The sequence below is a fragment of the Ignavibacteriales bacterium genome, from assembly GCA_020635255.1.
Lineage (GTDB): Bacteria > Bacteroidota > Ignavibacteria > Tepidaquicellales > Tepidaquicellaceae > JAEYVS01.
Genome location: JACKAC010000002.1, coordinates 195736 through 213400 on the forward strand (window position 1 = coordinate 195736; position 17665 = coordinate 213400).

Annotated in this window: 19 protein-coding genes; 6 read left to right on the forward strand and 13 right to left on the reverse strand. The window is 38.6% G+C overall.

Going from position 1 to position 17665, the window contains the following annotated elements; all coding sequences use genetic code 11:
• Position 1: 1 nt before the first annotated feature.
• The 7 genes from H6614_08760 to H6614_08790 all read right to left on the reverse strand — a co-directional run bounded on the left by H6614_08760 (position 2) and on the right by H6614_08790 (position 4983).
• Positions 2-1162 (reverse strand): ThiF family adenylyltransferase, encoded by a 1161-nt coding sequence (locus tag H6614_08760; GenBank protein ID MCB9243750.1) that lies wholly within the window; start codon positions 1160-1162, stop codon positions 2-4.
• A 76-nt stretch (positions 1163-1238) separates the two neighbouring features.
• Positions 1239-1508, reverse strand: coding sequence for an EsaB/YukD family protein (locus tag H6614_08765; GenBank protein MCB9243751.1), 270 nt, complete (start codon positions 1506-1508; stop codon positions 1239-1241).
• 54 nt (positions 1509-1562) lie between these two features.
• Positions 1563-1925: a hypothetical protein gene (locus H6614_08770; protein ID MCB9243752.1), complete on the reverse strand. Its 363-nt coding sequence runs from the start codon at positions 1923-1925 to the stop codon at positions 1563-1565.
• A gap of 89 nt (positions 1926-2014) precedes the next feature.
• Positions 2015-2455: a ubiquinol-cytochrome c reductase iron-sulfur subunit gene (locus H6614_08775; GenBank protein ID MCB9243753.1), complete on the reverse strand. Its 441-nt coding sequence runs from the start codon at positions 2453-2455 to the stop codon at positions 2015-2017.
• Between the two features lie 205 nt (positions 2456-2660).
• Positions 2661-3320, reverse strand: a complete 660-nt coding sequence (locus H6614_08780; GenBank protein ID MCB9243754.1) for a T9SS type A sorting domain-containing protein — start codon at positions 3318-3320, stop codon at positions 2661-2663.
• A 12-nt stretch (positions 3321-3332) separates the two neighbouring features.
• On the reverse strand, positions 3333-3977 hold the full coding sequence (locus H6614_08785) for a T9SS type A sorting domain-containing protein (GenBank protein ID MCB9243755.1): 645 nt from the start codon (positions 3975-3977) through the stop codon (positions 3333-3335).
• 10 nt (positions 3978-3987) lie between these two features.
• Positions 3988-4983: a fibronectin type III domain-containing protein gene (locus H6614_08790; GenBank protein MCB9243756.1), complete on the reverse strand. Its 996-nt coding sequence runs from the start codon at positions 4981-4983 to the stop codon at positions 3988-3990.
• Between the two features lie 277 nt (positions 4984-5260).
• On the opposite strand from H6614_08790, the gene H6614_08795 reads away from it, so the two are divergent.
• Positions 5261-6721: a hypothetical protein gene (locus tag H6614_08795; protein MCB9243757.1), complete on the forward strand. Its 1461-nt coding sequence runs from the start codon at positions 5261-5263 to the stop codon at positions 6719-6721.
• A gap of 51 nt (positions 6722-6772) precedes the next feature.
• Here the strand turns inward: H6614_08795 and H6614_08800 are convergent, their stop codons facing one another.
• Together H6614_08800 and H6614_08805 are read right to left on the reverse strand one after the other, a co-directional pair.
• Positions 6773-8644: a T9SS type A sorting domain-containing protein gene (locus H6614_08800; GenBank protein MCB9243758.1), complete on the reverse strand. Its 1872-nt coding sequence runs from the start codon at positions 8642-8644 to the stop codon at positions 6773-6775.
• A gap of 207 nt (positions 8645-8851) precedes the next feature.
• Positions 8852-10579, reverse strand: a complete 1728-nt coding sequence (locus H6614_08805; GenBank protein ID MCB9243759.1) for a S8 family serine peptidase — start codon at positions 10577-10579, stop codon at positions 8852-8854.
• Between the two features lie 80 nt (positions 10580-10659).
• Between H6614_08805 and H6614_08810 the strand changes: the two genes are divergently transcribed.
• Genes H6614_08810 through H6614_08830 form a run of 5 tightly spaced genes read left to right on the forward strand, consistent with a single transcriptional unit; the run spans position 10660 to position 13948 of the window.
• Positions 10660-11646 carry a polyprenyl synthetase family protein gene (locus H6614_08810; GenBank protein MCB9243760.1) on the forward strand — a complete coding sequence of 329 codons (987 nt, stop codon included), beginning with the start codon at positions 10660-10662 and terminating at the stop codon, positions 11644-11646.
• A gap of 3 nt (positions 11647-11649) precedes the next feature.
• Positions 11650-12165 (forward strand): hypothetical protein, encoded by a 516-nt coding sequence (locus H6614_08815; protein MCB9243761.1) that lies wholly within the window; start codon positions 11650-11652, stop codon positions 12163-12165.
• A complete protein-coding gene (locus H6614_08820; protein ID MCB9243762.1) occupies positions 12162-12428 on the forward strand; it encodes an HPr family phosphocarrier protein in 267 nt (88 codons plus the stop codon). The genes H6614_08815 and H6614_08820 overlap by 4 nt, the downstream gene beginning before the upstream one ends.
• Before the next feature lie 10 nt (positions 12429-12438).
• On the forward strand, positions 12439-13383 hold the full coding sequence (locus H6614_08825; protein MCB9243763.1) for a hypothetical protein: 945 nt from the start codon (positions 12439-12441) through the stop codon (positions 13381-13383).
• 13 nt (positions 13384-13396) lie between these two features.
• Entirely contained in the window at positions 13397-13948 is a 552-nt protein-coding gene (locus H6614_08830; protein MCB9243764.1) for a hypothetical protein, read from the forward strand.
• 6 nt (positions 13949-13954) lie between these two features.
• On the opposite strand, the gene H6614_08835 is transcribed toward H6614_08830, so the two are convergent.
• The 4 genes from H6614_08835 to H6614_08850 form a co-directional block, all read right to left on the reverse strand.
• Positions 13955-14398 carry a nucleoside deaminase gene (locus H6614_08835; protein MCB9243765.1) on the reverse strand — a complete coding sequence of 148 codons (444 nt, stop codon included), beginning with the start codon at positions 14396-14398 and terminating at the stop codon, positions 13955-13957.
• 15 nt (positions 14399-14413) lie between these two features.
• The gene (locus tag H6614_08840; GenBank protein ID MCB9243766.1) at positions 14414-14890 is read right to left on the reverse strand and encodes a glutathione peroxidase; all 477 of its coding nucleotides are present in this window, start codon (positions 14888-14890) and stop codon (positions 14414-14416) included.
• Between the two features lie 98 nt (positions 14891-14988).
• Positions 14989-16155, reverse strand: coding sequence for a hypothetical protein (locus H6614_08845; GenBank protein MCB9243767.1), 1167 nt, complete (start codon positions 16153-16155; stop codon positions 14989-14991).
• Entirely contained in the window at positions 16156-17613 is a 1458-nt protein-coding gene (locus tag H6614_08850; protein ID MCB9243768.1) for an aldo/keto reductase, read from the reverse strand.
• Positions 17614-17665: the final 52 nt, after the last annotated feature.

The window sequence follows — 17665 nt, forward strand, 5'->3', positions numbered from 1 at the left end:
TCTATTTTACCTCTTTAAATATCTCACTGAAACCAAATCCTATGTATTCTTCTCTATTTTCTTTTCTAAGTATTAATATATCATTAGACGGAATATGGAGGTCGGAAAGTTTCATATTTGATAATTCTTTAAATAGATCAGAATTTATATTTAGAGAGTGAAAGGTATGAACCTTTAATATATTCTCGCCTTCTTTTATGTCGGAAGATTTTAACAGGTTTAAATTAGCAAAATATCCTTTTCCGGAACCGGTTTCGCCATCGCTCAATTTGTAGACCACTTCATTGTTAAATTCGACAGTGAAATCATCTCCAAAAAATTTACTTCCAAAATCCTTTATATCGCTCAATGTAGCTTTGCTGTAGCTTATGTTAGACATGTTTATTTTATTAAACGTATATCTGGAATTACAATCTTCTTTGACCTGGTATTCTACAATATAGGACTCGTTTGTATTTCCATTGTAAATGAATCCCTTTCCATCAAGAATTAATAGATCATTTTCTCCGTGCAGATATTTTATAGCTTCCTGTACTTCGATCCCTCCGATTATTGATGCAATGGTAGGAGTAGTTGGTATCTTCCCTTGCTCTATATCATCGATGCCAAGGAGTAAGCATGATTTTCTATAATTGAGAAGTTTATAATCCGTTTCGGTCATTGTAGATTCATAATCTACTCCATCAGGTGGGATAAACATTCTTGCGATACCGTTTAATACCTCGATGGCACCATCGATCCATGGTGTCGATACCTTCCAGCAGGATTGATTTACAAACAATCTAGCTTCCCTGTTATCGAGCCCGCATATGACAACGTCCATTTTTTTAAAAATTCCTAACCCTAGCTCATAAATATTCCCGTCGAAATAATGAATATTAACCTCATCATTAATTTCTTTTGCCCTTATAGCGGCAGTTTCAGCTTTACTTTTTCCTTCATCTTCTTTTCTGAATAAAACGCTCCTTGTGAGGTTACTCTTTTCTACTGCATCCATATCGACTAAGTATATATTACCTATGCCAAGCATCGTCAGGTTCTTGATGATCTCATTGCCCAATGCACCACATCCTACAACCATTACGTGGGCTGACGAAAGTACATTTCTGTCCCACCAGGTTATTATGTCTAGTCGGGAATATCTATCATCTTTTATTTCCATAGATTTTTCCATCGGGATAAAATATTAAAAAATTGTGAGAAAAAGACATACAAAGGAAAATAATTGATCTGGGAAACTATCCTGCGGTGATTTCGGGATGGAGTCTTAATACGTCGCCGTCTTTTACCCCGGCTTCTCCAAGGGTTTGCTCGTCTTTCAACTGCTTACCGGATGCTTTATGGTGAAATTTATAAGATATTGGTTGCCCGTCAGGTCCTTCAAGTGGCATTTTCATTTTGGGTAATAATACTTCCATGATCCTGCTTACGGATGCATCATCTGGAAGTGTAGCCAACTGCTCTTTATTGCCTGTTGCATCGATAATAGTAACGTTTATTTTCGCCATAATTCAATTTATAAAAAAAACAATAGGAGTGAAATGGGAAATTAATTCTTTTGGCTAGAAAACGTCCTTTTGTATTTCGGGGTGATGTATTTTTCCGCCGAGATTAGCGGTTCTCGCCATCGTGCTTGCGGTAGCAAGGAGTAAAAAAACTATTACAGCAATGAACCAGGATGGATAATGCTCTTTTTTATTAAATAGTATCAATCCAATCAACGAAACACCTCCTAATATTTCCATTATGATAAATGAAAAGCCGGCGGCATCCTCGTGTTCGTCGATATACTTTTCGGTGACATCGTCCATGCCTTCAACCATTTGTTGTGCTCCGTTACCGGTTGTATAGGCAAAGATTGTTACAATGGAAATAAAAACAGTTATAAGTAAAGCAGTTTTTATAATTGCCTTATCTTTCTTCAATATACCATAACCTATCACTAGAATAATTATAATCGTTCCAATGACAGGGAAATGATTTAATAATAAATGGAGATGGGCAGAGCTCATAATTACATATTTATGGTTAATACACCACTCTCCTCATCAAAGGATGTACTGTATTTTTTAAGGTTTTTCTTTGCTGGACCATTCAATACTTTCCCAAACTTATTATATTCCGAACCGTGGCATGGGCATTCAAATTTACTTCCTGTATATTCCACGTCACACTTCTTGTGAGTGCAGATTGTACTTAGCGCGGTAAATTTGTTTTTACTTGTTCTTATAACTATAACAGTGCTGGTTATCATGGTATAGCCTCCTACCTTTTGTAATGAAGGGTAGTCAGATATATTGATAGTTTTTTGGATACTGGTTTCTTTATCATTATTTTTTGTGGCTGAGAATACTTTATCGAGTTTTACACTTCCTAATGTTAACGCCCCGATTGCTGCTGCTTTTGCTGATTTTGACAGAAAGTCCCTTCTGCTTATTATAGTCTTTGATCTCATATCTATGTATAATTTTGCGTTGTTTATTTAAGACGTAAACCCGGCTTTTATTAAAAAGTTTCCGGTGCCGGGTTCACGTTCAGGTTATGGGGGAATTAATGTATCTTTTCTTTTCCTGATGTTGTTGTTATTACCGGTCCAGGTATCCACTTCTTCTCAATATCGTCCGCAATAAACACCATTTTGAAATTAATCATTTTGGATTTTACTTTATTAGGAGCATTTTCTTCGTTTCGACAAAACCATCAGTCTCAATTCTGTAAAAGTATGTACCACTACTTATACTTGATGCATTCCAGTTAACCTGGTAACTTCCGGGAGATAAATTTTCATTGACGAGCGTCTCAACTTGCATCCCAAGGCTATTATATATCGTGATTTTTACAGGACCTGTATTTGCTATATCGAACTTTATATTTGTACTTGGATTGAAAGGATTTGGATAATTTTGATTCAAGTTATATCTTTCGGGTAAAGATGAAGATGTTTGAAAGATTGAAGAAACTGTTGCATTGATTGTTCCAACCATTGATGGAAAATGTGGAATGCACTTATAATTATATGTGCCTGCTACTGTTATTATATATGTAAAAGTGGTACTGCCTGAATTCATTGGTTCGTCCCATGTAGCAGCGCCAACTGGTAAAGATGTTCCAGTGGAGTTATCACACGTAGTAGTATGATCTCCGTCTACCCACTGAAACAATATGGTATCGCCAACAATCGCATTTGTTGAGGATGGTACAAACTCAAATCCGCTACCGGCACCAACTTCGATTGTGTGTGTTGTAGCACCTAAATTGAAACATGTAATAATGACCATTAAGAAAGTTAGAATGAGTAGTTGTGTAAATTTAGCTTTCATTGCAATTAATTATTATTTTAATAAGGTTAATTTCCTTGTTTCCGTAAAATCATTTGATTGAAGTTTATAAATATACACACCACTCGTTTGTTCGCTTGCATCCCAGCTTGCCTCATAAAATCCGGGTGACAAATCAGTATTCACTAATTCTGCGATCTTTTGTCCAAGAAGATTATAGATTGTCAAACTAGTGAATCCCCCCTTTACTATATCAAACTTTATATTCGTGCTTGGATTGAAAGGATTGGGATAATTTTGATATAAGCTATATCGCTCCGGTATAGAAGAAGAGGTCTGACTAATTGATGAAACTGTTGCGTTAATCGTTCCCACCATAGAAGGAAAATGGGGGATACATTTATAATTGTATGTCCCGGCTACCATAATAACATAAGAAAAGGTTGAGCTCCCAGAATTCATTGGCTGATTCCATGGATCGGCTCCGGCTGGGCGGGAAGTCCCTGTTGATCCGTCGCATGTTGTCGTATGGCTCCCACTGATCCACATCCACTTGATTGTATCACCTACTACAGCATTTACACTTGAAGGAGCAAAGTTAAAATTTACTACTTCAATAATATGAATAGTTCCTTGCGAGGAATTTAGGGATACTAATGTTAAAACTATTACAGCTAGAAATATTTTAATTGATTTCATCTATTCTATTTTATTTTATCAATAGCATTTTTTTTGTTTCGGTGAAATTTCCTGCCTCTAATTTGTAAAAGTACACTCCGCTTGCAAACTCGGATGCATTCCATTCGTACATGTAATTTCCTGCCTGGAGGAACGTATTCGAGATTACAGAGATCTCTTCGCCCAATACATTATAAATTGCCAATTTGACGTTTGAGGCCTGAGCAATGGAAAATTCAATTAATGTGCTTGGATTAAAGGGATTAGGGTAATTACCCTTTAATGAATATCCATTTCTGTTTCCCGGTAGGAGAGTGCTTCCTGAACTATTATCATTGTTTGTCTTGACCTCAACACTATTTGTGTATGCCGAAAGACCATATTCATTATACGCACATACTTTATATATATATATCCTATCTGGTTCTAGACCGACTTCTCTGTATGTTAGTACATCTGTTGCGGTTGAGTCTATAATTTCAAAGAATGGTTCATTGTCTTTTTTGCGAGCGATCTTAAAGCCCCACTCATTATTAGAATGATCCAACCATCCAATTTCAACTTCGGTACCGCTTTGTGTAATAATTTCAAGATCAGAGGGAGCTTCTGGTGTTCCGAATACATAACCCCTCGGAGTAGTTGCATTTGCTATATTAGACGCATCGGAATTACCATGCCCGTTGAATGCTACCACATAAAAAGAGTATTCTGTCTCTTCATGTAGGTCCCAAATATACGCAGACGTTTTATTTGCAGGAACATCGAATAGTAACTTATACTGATTTCTATAATCATCCTTTTTATACACATGAAAGCCCGTCTCGTTGTTGGACTGATCCGACCAGGTTAGCTTTATTAAGCTATAGTATAATGGTTCTGCAGTCAGTTTACCCGGTTTTAGAGGAACATCATCCCCTTCGAACGCATTTGATACGTTAACCTGGCTTATCGCTGAATTGTTACTAATAAGTATCCCCACACTTACCAGTAGCAGTATAGCCAGTTTTTCTTTTAAAAATTTTTTCATCTTACTATAAAGATTTTTTTCCGGAAACTTTTTTACAAATTGATTTCACTTGCAAGTTAATAAATAGATTACCTAACTTCAAAAACATTTGTTATTGAAATCGTAGGATTCAAATTTAGTATTTCTAGGCTCTAAAACCAGGCATTTATAATATAAACAATACCTTAAACAAGATAATTCCTTAAGCGTCTAACTTATGAAAACCTCAGACGATCTATTTGACCTGATAAAATCACTCGATCAGACCGAAAAGAGATATTTTAAACTATTTGCTTCGATGAATGCCAGAAGGTCAGAAGGTGATAATAATTATGTACGGCTATTTGATTTTATAGATAAACAAGCCTCAAATCAAGGTAATTATGATGAAGATGCTGTAAAAGAATATTTTAAGGGCGAAAAGTTCATAAAGCAGCTTCATGTATTAAAAAGCTATCTTTATGGCACGATTTTGAGAAGCCTTAGGCTTTACAATTCTGAAAAATCAAAGGTTAACGAACTACACGGGTTACTTAGAGATGTCGATATACTCTTTCATAAGTCCTTATACGGACAATGTAAAAAGCTCTTAAATAAAGCGAAAAAAATAGCTCTTACCCACGAAAAATATACGCAGTTGCTGGAAATAATAGACATGGAAAAAGCGATTGCTCGAGCGGAAGCGTACACAAAACGTACTGAAGAAGATTTGGATAATATCTATTATGAGGTTAATGATGCTGTGGAAAAGATAAGAAATATAAATGACTTCTGGAGGCTTTCAACCAAATCCTTCTTTCTAAGGAAAAAGTATGGAAACATCAGAGATAGTGAAGAGTTGAATAAATTCAATGAGCTTATGAAAAACCCTTTGTTAAAATCGGAAGACAAAGCAACAACTTATTTCTCCAAAAATTTTTACTATAATATTAAAGGGCTATTTTATCTTACAAAGGGAGATTATGAAAATTTATTGAGGTATAGTAATAAACTTGTAGAATTTTTAGAAGCTAATCCGGGGATGATGAGATCAAATAACTATCTTGCTGCCCTTAATAACCTCCTCATAGTACAGATGGAAACAAAAAAATATATCGATGCAATGGTGTCAATTAAAAAGATCCGTGCGATTGAACCGGAATCAAAAACAATGAGAGCGCAAATGTTTATTATTTCTTATGACAATGAAATGAATTTATATCTACTCACTGGCGAATTTCAAAAGGGTGTTAAGCTTGCGAAAGAAATAGAAAAAGGACTAAAGGAGTTTTCGGGAAGAATAGATCAGGAATCGGAGATACTTTTCTATTATAATATAGCGTATATTTATTTTGGAGCGGGAGATTATGAAAAATCATTGGAGTGGATAAACAAGATTCTCAATAAAAAAGAGTTTAGGCTCAGGGAAGATATCCAGATTTATTCCCGCCTCCTTAACCTATTTGTTCATTATGAAATTGGGAATTATGATTTGCTGGAATATGAAATTAAATCCGCTCGTAGGTTTTTTGACTCCCACAACTATCTCAATGAATTTGAGAAAATAATACTTAGCTTTTTAAACAAACTTATATTTGCTACTGATGAAGAAGTTAAAATTGATCTCTATAATGATCTGAAGTATAAACTGTCTAAACGTTCAAAGGAGGTTAGAGAAAATAGAATAATGGAGTATTTCGATATTGACTCTTGGCTGGATAGTAAAATAGAAAAAAAGTCCTTTAGTTCGATTATTGGAAATAAAGCAATTAATAAATAAAAAAACCCCATCGATAGATGGGGCTTTTTATAAAAATATCTTTGATGGTTGTTACTTAATTAGCAACATCTTCTTTGTTTCAACAAACCCATCTGCCTCGATTCTATAGAAGTAAATTCCGCTGTTCAGGTTAGCACCGTTAAAATCAATTGAGTATGTTCCTGCGTTCAGATTTTGATTTATTAGGTTGCTTACTCTTCTTCCGAGAATGTCATATACAGCAATCTTCACAAATCCGTTTTTCGGAATTGCAAAATTTATCTTTGTGCTCGGATTGAACGGATTTGGATAATTCTGGCTGAGACTGTATCTCTCAGGGATATTACCGGAAATTGGCGTGATGCCAACAGATCCTGGTAGATGTATTTGCGCTCTGATCATAGGATCTTGAGTAGCGCCATTTCGGTATGGTGAAAAAGCTGTTCCAAAGCCCTCAAGACTTCTATTAGATACCGGTGTTGTTATATCTTCACCCAGCGCAATAGTCTCGCCTTCCATTGTCCATACAACATAGAATCCTCCGTCGTTGATTGTTACAGGTGGATTTACGGTGATATTTGTAAATCCTACCGCAGGACTGGTAATACTTTGTGTAAATAATTCGGTTCCCGGGAGTCCGTTTGTTCCGTCATCATCTAGTATCCTCCCTGCAAAGCCCGGTCCTGTTGTTGCAATATAAAAACTTATCTGGTCAATAGTGATCGGGTAATAAGGAGGTACAAAATATTGGGCAACGTGTCCATTGCCACCCGTCCATGAAACGGAAGAAGCGCTTGTTCCATTGTCATATTTGAGCTGCTGCCCGGCTGTGTCTCTCTCAATAACTTGAAGTTCAAACGATGCAAAGTTATTAAAGGATACTCCGTCTGAGAAGAGATTCGTTACGGTTATTTCGTATGTTCCCACTGCCCCGGATGTCCAACTATTATTAGCAAATAAAGTCGTATCACCCGTTGGAGATAATGGAGGTACATCGACCGTATCAGCAAATAATGTAGATCCACCTTGCCTTACTCTCATTACGGATTTATATGTAGGCGTATTTGTATTACCAAGGTTACCAAAATTTGCACTGATAGTAAAATCGTCGCCAGTAACAACGGAAATTGCACCATTGTCACTGTTGTTAATCCAGTTTACGGAAGCGTCCGTTACTTGGTATGTTACTGTATCGGGATAAAAGAATTTAACCGAACGCATTGGAGTCGGATATACATTTCTTAAATATTGTAATCCAAGATTTCCGGCAATGTCTTCTATACCTGCGGTTATATCGTTATTATTTGAAATACCTGTTTGGTCTTTGTAGTTAAAAGTAACTGAACTGTCACTTGCCGCTAGTACTATCTGGAATGTGTTTGAACCGGTGAATCCCGGTGCTGCTTGTTGCCAGAATGGAACATCATAAAATGAAATTATTATTGTGTCGGCATTATTTGTATACCAGTAGCATTTTGCTGTGTTACCTGCCCCTGCAAAATTCAGGTCAGAACCAAATGCTGCAACCATGTTGTTTGGTTGTGCATTTAGTGGAATGTTCGGGAATGGTGATGCCATGTTTCCAGTCTGTGGACCAAACATTATGTATCCGTTTGAACCGATCCAGAATCTATTTACATTATAGTAATAATATCTGAAACTTAGTCCCATATTAAATGGACCAACGAAATTGTCGTCACCAAGACCGGTTACTCTTGTCCAGGTTCCGGAACCGTATGTCGTATCAAGAAAAATATAATCCACTTCTGGTTCCTGTGAATCCTTCCAGGTATATCCAAGTGAATCAGGTCCTCCCATGTCATCTGTCTGAAAATTTTGAACAAAGGGAGCCCTTACACCATAGCGGTTATCAGCATTTGAATTAGATACAAAAAGTCCAATTAATACTGCCGCTATCATAAGAGTAAAAAACTTTACTTTCATAGCGTATTATTTAGTTTAATAAAAATATTGATTTCTAAGTGTTTTAACTGCAGGAATTATAAAGTTGAAATAATTTCTGATTTATTTCAATACAATTAGACAAAAATAACTAGGAGTCAGTTAGATGAAGAAACAAAAAAAGGAATGATGAGCATCATTCCTTTTTAATATTGGGTATCACTAATAAGGTACTGATAATTTAAGATTTTAATTCGACGTAAAATGCGTCCTGGCATACTCAAATGCGTTCATAAGGTCTATAATTCCTCCGGATTTTGACATTTTCTCAAAATCCATCTTTGAATTTTTTCCTCTGACCTTCACCTTTAATCCGTCATATTTCCTTACCGAGTTAATGAGTGTTTCCTTTATTTGCTCGGGTGTGAGATAAGGAAAGTAAGCTTTTAGCACTGCGGCCACACCTGCTACTTCCGGAGATGCCATGCTTGTACCGCTGATTCGCTCGTACTTGCTCCCCGGTACTGTCGAGTTTATTTCTAAGCCTGGTGCGAACACGTCGACGACCGTTTCCGAATAATTTGAGAATGGCGCTGCAAGATCGTAACCCTGTGCAAGGTCATCTGGATCTTTATCCTCATTCCAGCTTTTCATCCAGGTGCTGGCTCCGACCACTATCATATTATCAAAGCTCTTTACCTGACCATTTTCCACGTAATATTTTCTCGGATAGTTCACGGTCTTTTCTACATCCAGTGCTTCATTACCGGCTGATACAACAAACAACACTCCTTTTTCTTTTGCATAATTAATAGCATCCACTACGTACTCCGGATTTGGGGAGTAATACTTTCCCGCCGACATATTTATTATATCAGCACCATTATCGACAGCGTATCTTATCGCATTACCGATGTCTTTGTCTCTTTCATCACCTTCATTTGGCACTGCGCGTAGTGTCATTATCTTTGCAAATGGTGCTTGCCCTATGCCATCTTTTTCACCCGCGATTATACCCGATACGTGCGTCCCGTGTGATTCGAAATCCACGCTAACATCGTTATTTCCATAACCCTTCTCATCCATTATGTTTGGGTTATCATTATATGGGAAGTGGGCCATTGTTGTATCGAACAAGTACTTGTCCTTTATTGTGTACTCTTTTATATATTCATCCAGATCTTCTTTCGTCACTCCGAATAACAAGTAAGCCGTCATTATCTTGTTAGCCGCTTCTCTGTACTTTCCGCTAAGATTTTCCTGTACCAGTTGGAGCTTCTCCGGATCGGTTGGATATCCTCCGCTCTTGAGAGTTTCATATGCATCTTCTACCACTTCCATTGTTTGCTTCAGCCCGCTCAATGTGCCCTCTACCTCATCTCTCTCTTCTTTCATCTCCTGCACAACCTTCTGATAATAGGGATCGGACTCAGGTACTTTTTCCATTTTTAATCGTCTAAACTCTCTTGTCATTTCGTAATTCGAATACTTTACGTCGCCCAAAAAATTCCATCCATTAAAGTCATCTATATAACCGTTTCCATCATCATCCACACCCGCAACACCATTCACCTCTGCTTCATTCTGCCATATTCTGTTCTTTAGCGCCGGGTGGTTTATGTCAAAGCCCGAATCGATAACCGCTACTATAACCTCACTTCTTTGCGGAGCTTCGGGGAGCGAATTTATATATTCAAAGAAAGTCTTGGTTCTTGTTCCCTCGTACCCGTCTTTATCCGGGTCTAATAATGCCCAATCCGGCAGATCGCCATCGGATACCTTACTTAAGGATGAATTATACAGAATGCTGTATTCCGGGTTGCTAAATGTCCTGTGACCGCTTAACGCGTTATATACTCCCGAAAAGGCCGATGTTACGGCAAATATTATAATAAATACTGCGCTAAAGCTGAACCGCCTTAAAAACGATTTTGTCTTCATTGGATAATTGTATGATATATGTGTTTTAAAATCCATATTTCTAAAAATATATATTATATATATTGATAAGTTTAAAAATAACGTAATTACTTTGTTTTTCCTATATACTCCAAATAATGGATAAATACTACGACCGTTATCTTTCTTATAAAACGAGGATAGATGGTAATTTGTTCTCCTTTATTGAAAAAAAATCTCCAGCTGGGCTCTATGATCCTATGAATTATGTGCTTAATGGTGGTGGAAAACGGATTCGTCCCATGATCACTATACTTTCCTGTGAGGCGTTTGGGGGAAGTTTCGAGGATTCTATTGATGCCGCTGCAGCAGTAGAAATATTGCATAATTTCACCCTCGTCCACGACGATATAATGGACAGCGCGGATACCCGCCGGGGAAATGAGACGGTTTACAAAAAATGGGATGTAAATACCGCTATTTTAGCCGGAGACGGTCTGCTTGGGCTTGCATACCGTTCTTTGTTAAGAACAAATTCAGCGCGTATTTCTGAAATAGCTAAAGTTTTTACCGAAAGTATGATCGAGGTGTGTGAAGGGCAAAGCTTCGATACGGAATTTGAGGATCGCAATAATGTAACACACGAGGAATACCTGATGATGATTGGAATGAAGACGTCACGCTTACTTGAGGCATGTGCTGTAATAGGAGTGCTGATCGCAGATGGTTCTGATGATGATATTGCTCTTATGAAAAATTATGCCGAAAACATCGGGCTGGCTTTTCAGATACAGGATGACCTGCTCGATATAACTGCTGACGAGAAAGAGTTCGGAAAGATGATAGGCGGTGACATAAAAGCCGGGAAGAAAACATATCTTTTGATAAAAGCTCTCGAGGAAGCGGCAGACGAACAAGATATTGCGCTCCTTCAAAAGGTTACTTCCAAAAGTTCTTCTATTTCCGACGAGGAAATTCATAAGGTTAAGGAAATTTATACAAGACTGGGTATAATTGACGAGTCAACAAATCAGGTCAAAAGTTATACTGAAGAAGCTGATAGTTATTTGGAAAAGCTCCCATCCTCTGAAGCAAAAGAAATGCTTAAGTGGTTTTCGGGGATGCTGCTCGGCAGGAGTTTTTGATAAGTGAATGAGGATCTCAGTAATAAAATATCGAAGCTAAAACAAAAATCCGAACCCTGGCTTGATTTTAACAGGCGCGGACAGCTGCTTATCTTAATTCCTGCGACGGTCATTGTTCTTTTTCTAAGATTTATCTTATATCTGGTTTCAGATTATGGCGTTCTTGTTCTCAATATCGTTGCATTTGTGTTGATTTTTTTCTGGGTTACCCGGATTGTCTTTACTGAGGTGCGCATGGATAAGAAGACCGAGCCGGATTCTGCCCAGAAAAGGAATTTTGTCTTAATAGCGTCTGTATGTTTCCTGGTATTGAATTTCTCTTTGCTCGTTGACCAGATAATAGTATCACCGTTCATCGTTCTTTCGGTTGGCTTTTTTTCCGTAGTGTGGGTGTTCTCACTCGTACTGGATAAGGTGATCCTTCGTGATACTTTCGTTCATTTTTACTTTAAGTATTTAACCCTTATTGTTATTTCAATAATCGTTATTAACATTATTATCGCGCTCATCATAAATTGATACAAAAAGAAGTACTGATAAAGAATAAAGCCGGAATGCATACCCGCCCGGCATCCGCTATAGTAAAGATCGCCGCGCGCTACAAAGCTGATTTTTATATATCAAAGAACGGCTTTGAAGTGAATGGTAAAAGCATCATCGGTGTAATGACCCTCGCCGCCGAGCAGGGATCTAAACTTACCCTCCGTTTCGAAGGGGAAGATGAAGAAAAACTTGCCGAAGAGATGGTTGCTTTTTTCGAGAGCGGTTTCGGTGAAATGTAAATCCTTGCATTTGAAACGACTTATACCTTTTTACATATTGTTTCTAACCCTGTTTTCCGGAGTTTGCTATCCTAATGAAGCGCCCGGAAATATTGTTAACTCCGGCTATGAATTCGTCCGGACTGATGATACGTTATTTTATTCTGCCCATCTACTCTACTATAATAATGGGAAACCGGTTAACTATTTTCTTGTAAATAATCCTTCGGCGGGAAAGTATTTTCTATCTCCCGAAAATTTTATAATGTCGGGACGCTTGGGTACGTGCTACCCGCTGGTAAATTTCGATTACCCATTTCTCACTTTTAAGGACAATGTTTCTCGTTTCATTCATCCTAACTTTGCGATCAAGTTCCTGTATCTGATCGAAAAGATCGGGGCGACTCAGACTGTTTCTGACGCGATGAGAAAATCGAATGAACAATTACTCTATAAAAGAAGAGGGTGGACCGACGTTGAATCTTCTCCGCATATGTACGGGCTTGCTGCGGACATGGTATATTACTCTGCCGGTGACAGGAGTACCGTGATGTCGGGGTGTGCTCCGCTCGATGTACGCTTCCTGGAACACGGGAGCAGGGGTAACCGTCATATTCATTTGCAGGATAATGAAATATGGAAACATGTAAAGCCTGTTTTCGACACGCTCGATTGTAAGATTTTAAATGACTCGCTTTGTAATAAGGTCATACCTGCGGAAAAACTCAAACCGTCATCGGCAGGAAATATGTCTTTCGATTATAAAAAGTACGGTTTCTCCGCGCCTGTGGAAGGTGTCTTGAAACTGGTCTTTACGGATAGATTTGGGAATAATGCAGGTGAGATTAGAATGGGTGTCTTTGAACCTGGCTGGCATGAAATATTTTATAATTACGATTTCCTTAACGAAGGAGCATATACTCTACGGATATATTACAATTATGATTTCCTGACCTCGGTACCGGTGTTTAAGTAAAACTTAAAAGAAAATGAAAGAATTTAATGCTGATAAAGTATATCAAGCTATAGGAGAATTTGTTGTTTCATTTCAGTGGGTAGAAAATAGATTCCGAGAGATAGGGGGCTTAATACTGGATCCGGAAAGAAAAAACTGGCCACCATTAGCTTTTAGAAATGAAAGTAATTACAATCTTATAAATAAGGTCAAAAATCACTATATGGATTTGATGGGTAGATTACGAGGAGATAATTATACCGAGTATATTGATACTCTAAAAAAGGATTTCTCAGATCTTGTTGATAAATCACACTCTTTAAGAGAATATCGAAATGATCTTTTACACTCAGCATTTATTGAACTAAAGACAGGGGATCAAATACTAGGTATGATGAAATCAAACGCAAGGTTTTCACCAGGGGATCCCTCTTCATACCATCTTTCACCGGAGCCTATCACAGTTGAGTCAATTCATTTAAAAACGGAACTTCTAGCTGAGATTGCTATCAATTTGAATAGACATTATTTACAACTAATCCACTGGTTACCCCTTGAGCAGTTACCAGAGAACAATTTATTTTAATATCATTTATCTCTTCACTTCAAAAAAACTTCTCAATATCTCTTTACACTCCGTATCCATGATACCCCCGGAAGTATTACACTGGTGATTAAGTGATTTGTTGTTTGTAATGTTTAATACACTTCCGCAAGCACCGGATTTCACGTCGTATGCCCCAAAAAAAAGGTTCTCTATCTTTGCCAGCACTATCGCGCCCGCACACATCGCGCACGGCTCTAATGTAACGTACATCGAACATCCGGGAAGTTGTTTCGATTGAAGGTATTCGGCGGCTGATGTTATCGCTATTATCTCCGCGTGTGCAGTGGGATCTTTGAGCGCTTCTACCTGGTTATGCGCCTTTGCTATGATCGTATTTTGAAACGTGACGATACACCCAATTGGAACTTCGCCTTCCTCGTATGCTCTCTCAGCTTCACGGAAAGCATGCTTCATCCATGTCTCATGCATATTCATATACCCATTCTATTTGCCTAATTGTTCTTCGATTGCAGAGGTTACTTCGTCCGATTCCGGCTGTACTTTGTTTCCAATTCTTTCCACCACGTTTCCCTGTTTATCTATAAGGAATTTTTCGAAATTCCATTTTACATCTCCGCCCGGCTCCATCTCTATCAGTTCGGCATAAAGAGGGGATTTGTCATCGCCCAGTACCTTTATCTTATCGAAGAGCGGGAATGTAACGTTGTAATTAGTTTCGCAGAATGATTTTATTTCTTCATTTGTACCCGGCTCCTGTCCTCCGAAATCATTCGACGGAAAACCTAATACATAAAATCCCTGGTCTTTATATTTTTCGTAAATGCTTTCCAGCCCGGTATATTGCGGAGTGTTACCGCACTGTGAAGCAACGTTTACAATAAGAAGTACATTACCGTTGTAATCGGATAGCTTTTTGTCCTGTCCGTCGATAGTCTTGACGGTGATATCAGAAATGTTAATGTTGTCCATTTTATTTCCTGACGTTTTTAGATTATCTGAAACTTTATTTGTCGAACAGCCCATTATGGCAATGGCTGATAAAAGTAATATTAATGTTTTCATTTGTCTTTCTGCTCTCCTGTTTTAAGGGAATCATTTCCAGATGCTGATTTGTTTTCTCCGTTTACCTTTGAAATGTGTTTTAATATCCGTGAAAGAGAAACGAATTTATAACCTTTCTTCTTTAGCTCGTATATCTTCTGAGTATAGTATTCAAAATCCGCCGGGGTAAACTCAGCTACGTAAATCTGGTATTTCTTGCCGGCTTTAGAATTATTGAGAATGCTGCCGTAAAGTTTATCCACCGGTCCGCCGGACAGGTCCGATGTTCTTATATCGGTAAATATAGTATCGCGGTAAACATTTGGTCTGTATTCGAGGAAATGCTCACGGATGGCTTTTTCGTATTTATATAGTTTCTCCGGGTTAATGAGTACTACCGCCGCGGCTTTTGGAAAAGCAACACTAATGGATTTTACTTTTGACTGCCATTCTTTCTCCGGCATCTTGTCACGAAAATCTGCGGAAAAATCATCCTCCTGCCCTATCGTGTAAAACAAAGTATAATCATTATCCGACTCGAGTATCAGCGATTGAAGATCTGAATACTTATAATCTATAGGAAGCACCATAGAAAAATTTTCCGGTGATTCTATCATCGATTTTAGATCGGCAGGTTTGTACTGCTCTGTATTTGTCAGGATGAGCGCTATCTCCGAACCTTCACGTGAGAGCGAATCGTTATACTTAACATTAATTACCGCTTCGACGCTGTTTGTATCACCCTCCGCATTCAGCACTTCGATGTTTAGCTCAGTACTCCGCGGATCCTCGAACGCCATCGTATTTAACTTAAGGGTGTTTAGGTAGTTCGTTATTTCATAATTTAAATTTGAGAGCGGAAGGTCGGTCGGTATTTCTACTTTTTTTATCAGCCATGCTTTTTCGTACCGCGGATCAGGTTTGTCCTTTGATTTCTTTGTCGTATCGGCGCCGGGATCTATATTTTTTATCCACTCTTTTTCTATTCCGAATGTGTAGAGTATGCTGTCTATCTGCGCGGGTATCATCTGCTTTAATGCTGCGGATGTGAGAGGGATCTGTCGGTTCTCGTTATTTTCTTCTGCGTTTCCGCCTATTATCGAGTTGAGAATGAATAAGCCTGCTATGACAGGTATGATTATAATTACGGCGAGTAGTTTATACTTATTCTTGATCTTTATCATCTAAAGTTCCGGTGAATGATATTGCGCGTTTTCGAGCTCGTCGTGTAGCCTTATCAGTATATCTTTTGCATTTTCTATTTTCGGCATATCCAGTATGGGGAGCAAGTCGTCTATATATTCATCTTTTCTTGCCCCAACCAGTACTGTATTAACTCCGTCTATGGATAACAACAGTAGAATCGCTTTTTGTGACAGTGTCAGCTTGTAGTACTGTTCGTCCGCATGTGTATCGATTATCCCGTGAATGAAACCGCTCCGTCTTCCCGCAGTTATTTTGTAATAATTAGAAGTGTAATTTAATAATTTATACAGCTCCGTGAGATAATTATTAAAATATTCCGACATGTCGTGCTCCGGAAAATTCTCTTCGAAGTAATCCATGAGATAGTTTATCCGCGGACCGAAGTAATGCTCCACCACATCGTTGAAATGCTCTATCGTGCCGAATTTGTCCCAGTTTTCCTCTATCTTCTGCCCAGATACAAATAATCCTTCGAGCGTTTTCATATCGACTGCTTTGACATCATAATTCGGGAGCTTTTCCTTTAGCATGTCATCCTCGAGAAACATCACCTTTTGCACCTGCGCCATGAAAGCCTTTTCATTGTGCTCCTTATAATCGAAATCGGCAAGCCGGACAAGCCCCTTTGTTGTGATCGCGTTGAGCGGGCGGTTTATCAGCGTGTAAAGGTTTTTTTCCTGCGCAAATTCCAGCACCGATCTTTTATTGCTATCCTGGTTCTTTTCGGTCATCGCGCCGATCTCGAAAAGATTGAAAGGGAACTGTACAAAGCGGAAATGATTTTTGCCGCCGAATTTTTCAGCCGTCTCTTCGGAGATCTTGTGCATTGTCTCCAGCGAAGCAAAATCGAACTTATGCGGATTGGAAACAAATGTATTGGATGAAACGCCGTAATATCTTATTACGCCATCGGTCACCTTTTGCTCGAGCCACTCGAACGCCATTCGTATGCGCACGTAAAATTCATCCCGCGCGGCATCGATGCGCTTCCATTCTTTATCAGCCCAGCCGAGGTAGTACTCGGGATTGTGCAGGAGGTACGCGTCGATGTAATCGGTATTGAGGCGTGTGAGCTGGTGCTTTAGCTGGTCCTCGAGAAACTCGGGGTGAATGCAGTGCCATAATCCTTCGCCATACTCCACGACTTCGGGAAAAGGATTCCCGGCATCCCGGCGCTTCATGGCATTTTTGTAATTCTGTCCCTGTATGTAGCCGACTTTAGTTATGAGTGTGATGTCTTCACGGATGATCTCGCCTTTTTCGATGAGGTCGTTCAGGACGTTTCCAACGAGGATCTCACTGCCCCCGTCGGAGTAGTTGGCGGAGGTATCGATGAGCGTAACGCCGGACAAAACAGCCTTTACGAGGGCATCATAGTGCTCCCGAACGCGGTAATCTACACGGTAACAACCAAAGCCAATTTTGGGCAGCTCCATAAATATCGTTTATAACCGTAAATTAATGATATTTATGATGTATATAAAGCTA

Coding starts and splice junctions, on each gene's coding strand:
- H6614_08850 (MCB9243768.1), bottom strand. CDS start 17,613: ATGGAGCTGCCCAAAATTGGCTTTGGTTGTTACCGTGTAGATTACCGC.
- H6614_08810 (MCB9243760.1), top strand. CDS start 10,660: ATGGATAAATACTACGACCGTTATCTTTCTTATAAAACGAGGATAGAT.
- H6614_08790 (MCB9243756.1), bottom strand. CDS start 4,983: ATGAAAAAATTTTTAAAAGAAAAACTGGCTATACTGCTACTGGTAAGT.
- H6614_08775 (MCB9243753.1), bottom strand. CDS start 2,455: ATGAGATCAAAGACTATAATAAGCAGAAGGGACTTTCTGTCAAAATCA.
- H6614_08830 (MCB9243764.1), top strand. CDS start 13,397: ATGAAAGAATTTAATGCTGATAAAGTATATCAAGCTATAGGAGAATTT.
- H6614_08780 (MCB9243754.1), bottom strand. CDS start 3,320: ATGAAAGCTAAATTTACACAACTACTCATTCTAACTTTCTTAATGGTC.
- H6614_08760 (MCB9243750.1), bottom strand. CDS start 1,162: ATGGAAATAAAAGATGATAGATATTCCCGACTAGACATAATAACCTGG.
- H6614_08800 (MCB9243758.1), bottom strand. CDS start 8,644: ATGAAAGTAAAGTTTTTTACTCTTATGATAGCGGCAGTATTAATTGGA.
- H6614_08845 (MCB9243767.1), bottom strand. CDS start 16,155: ATGATAAAGATCAAGAATAAGTATAAACTACTCGCCGTAATTATAATC.
- H6614_08795 (MCB9243757.1), top strand. CDS start 5,261: ATGAATGCCAGAAGGTCAGAAGGTGATAATAATTATGTACGGCTATTT.
- H6614_08785 (MCB9243755.1), bottom strand. CDS start 3,977: ATGAAATCAATTAAAATATTTCTAGCTGTAATAGTTTTAACATTAGTA.
- H6614_08835 (MCB9243765.1), bottom strand. CDS start 14,398: ATGCATGAGACATGGATGAAGCATGCTTTCCGTGAAGCTGAGAGAGCA.
- H6614_08765 (MCB9243751.1), bottom strand. CDS start 1,508: ATGGCGAAAATAAACGTTACTATTATCGATGCAACAGGCAATAAAGAG.
- H6614_08805 (MCB9243759.1), bottom strand. CDS start 10,579: ATGGATTTTAAAACACATATATCATACAATTATCCAATGAAGACAAAA.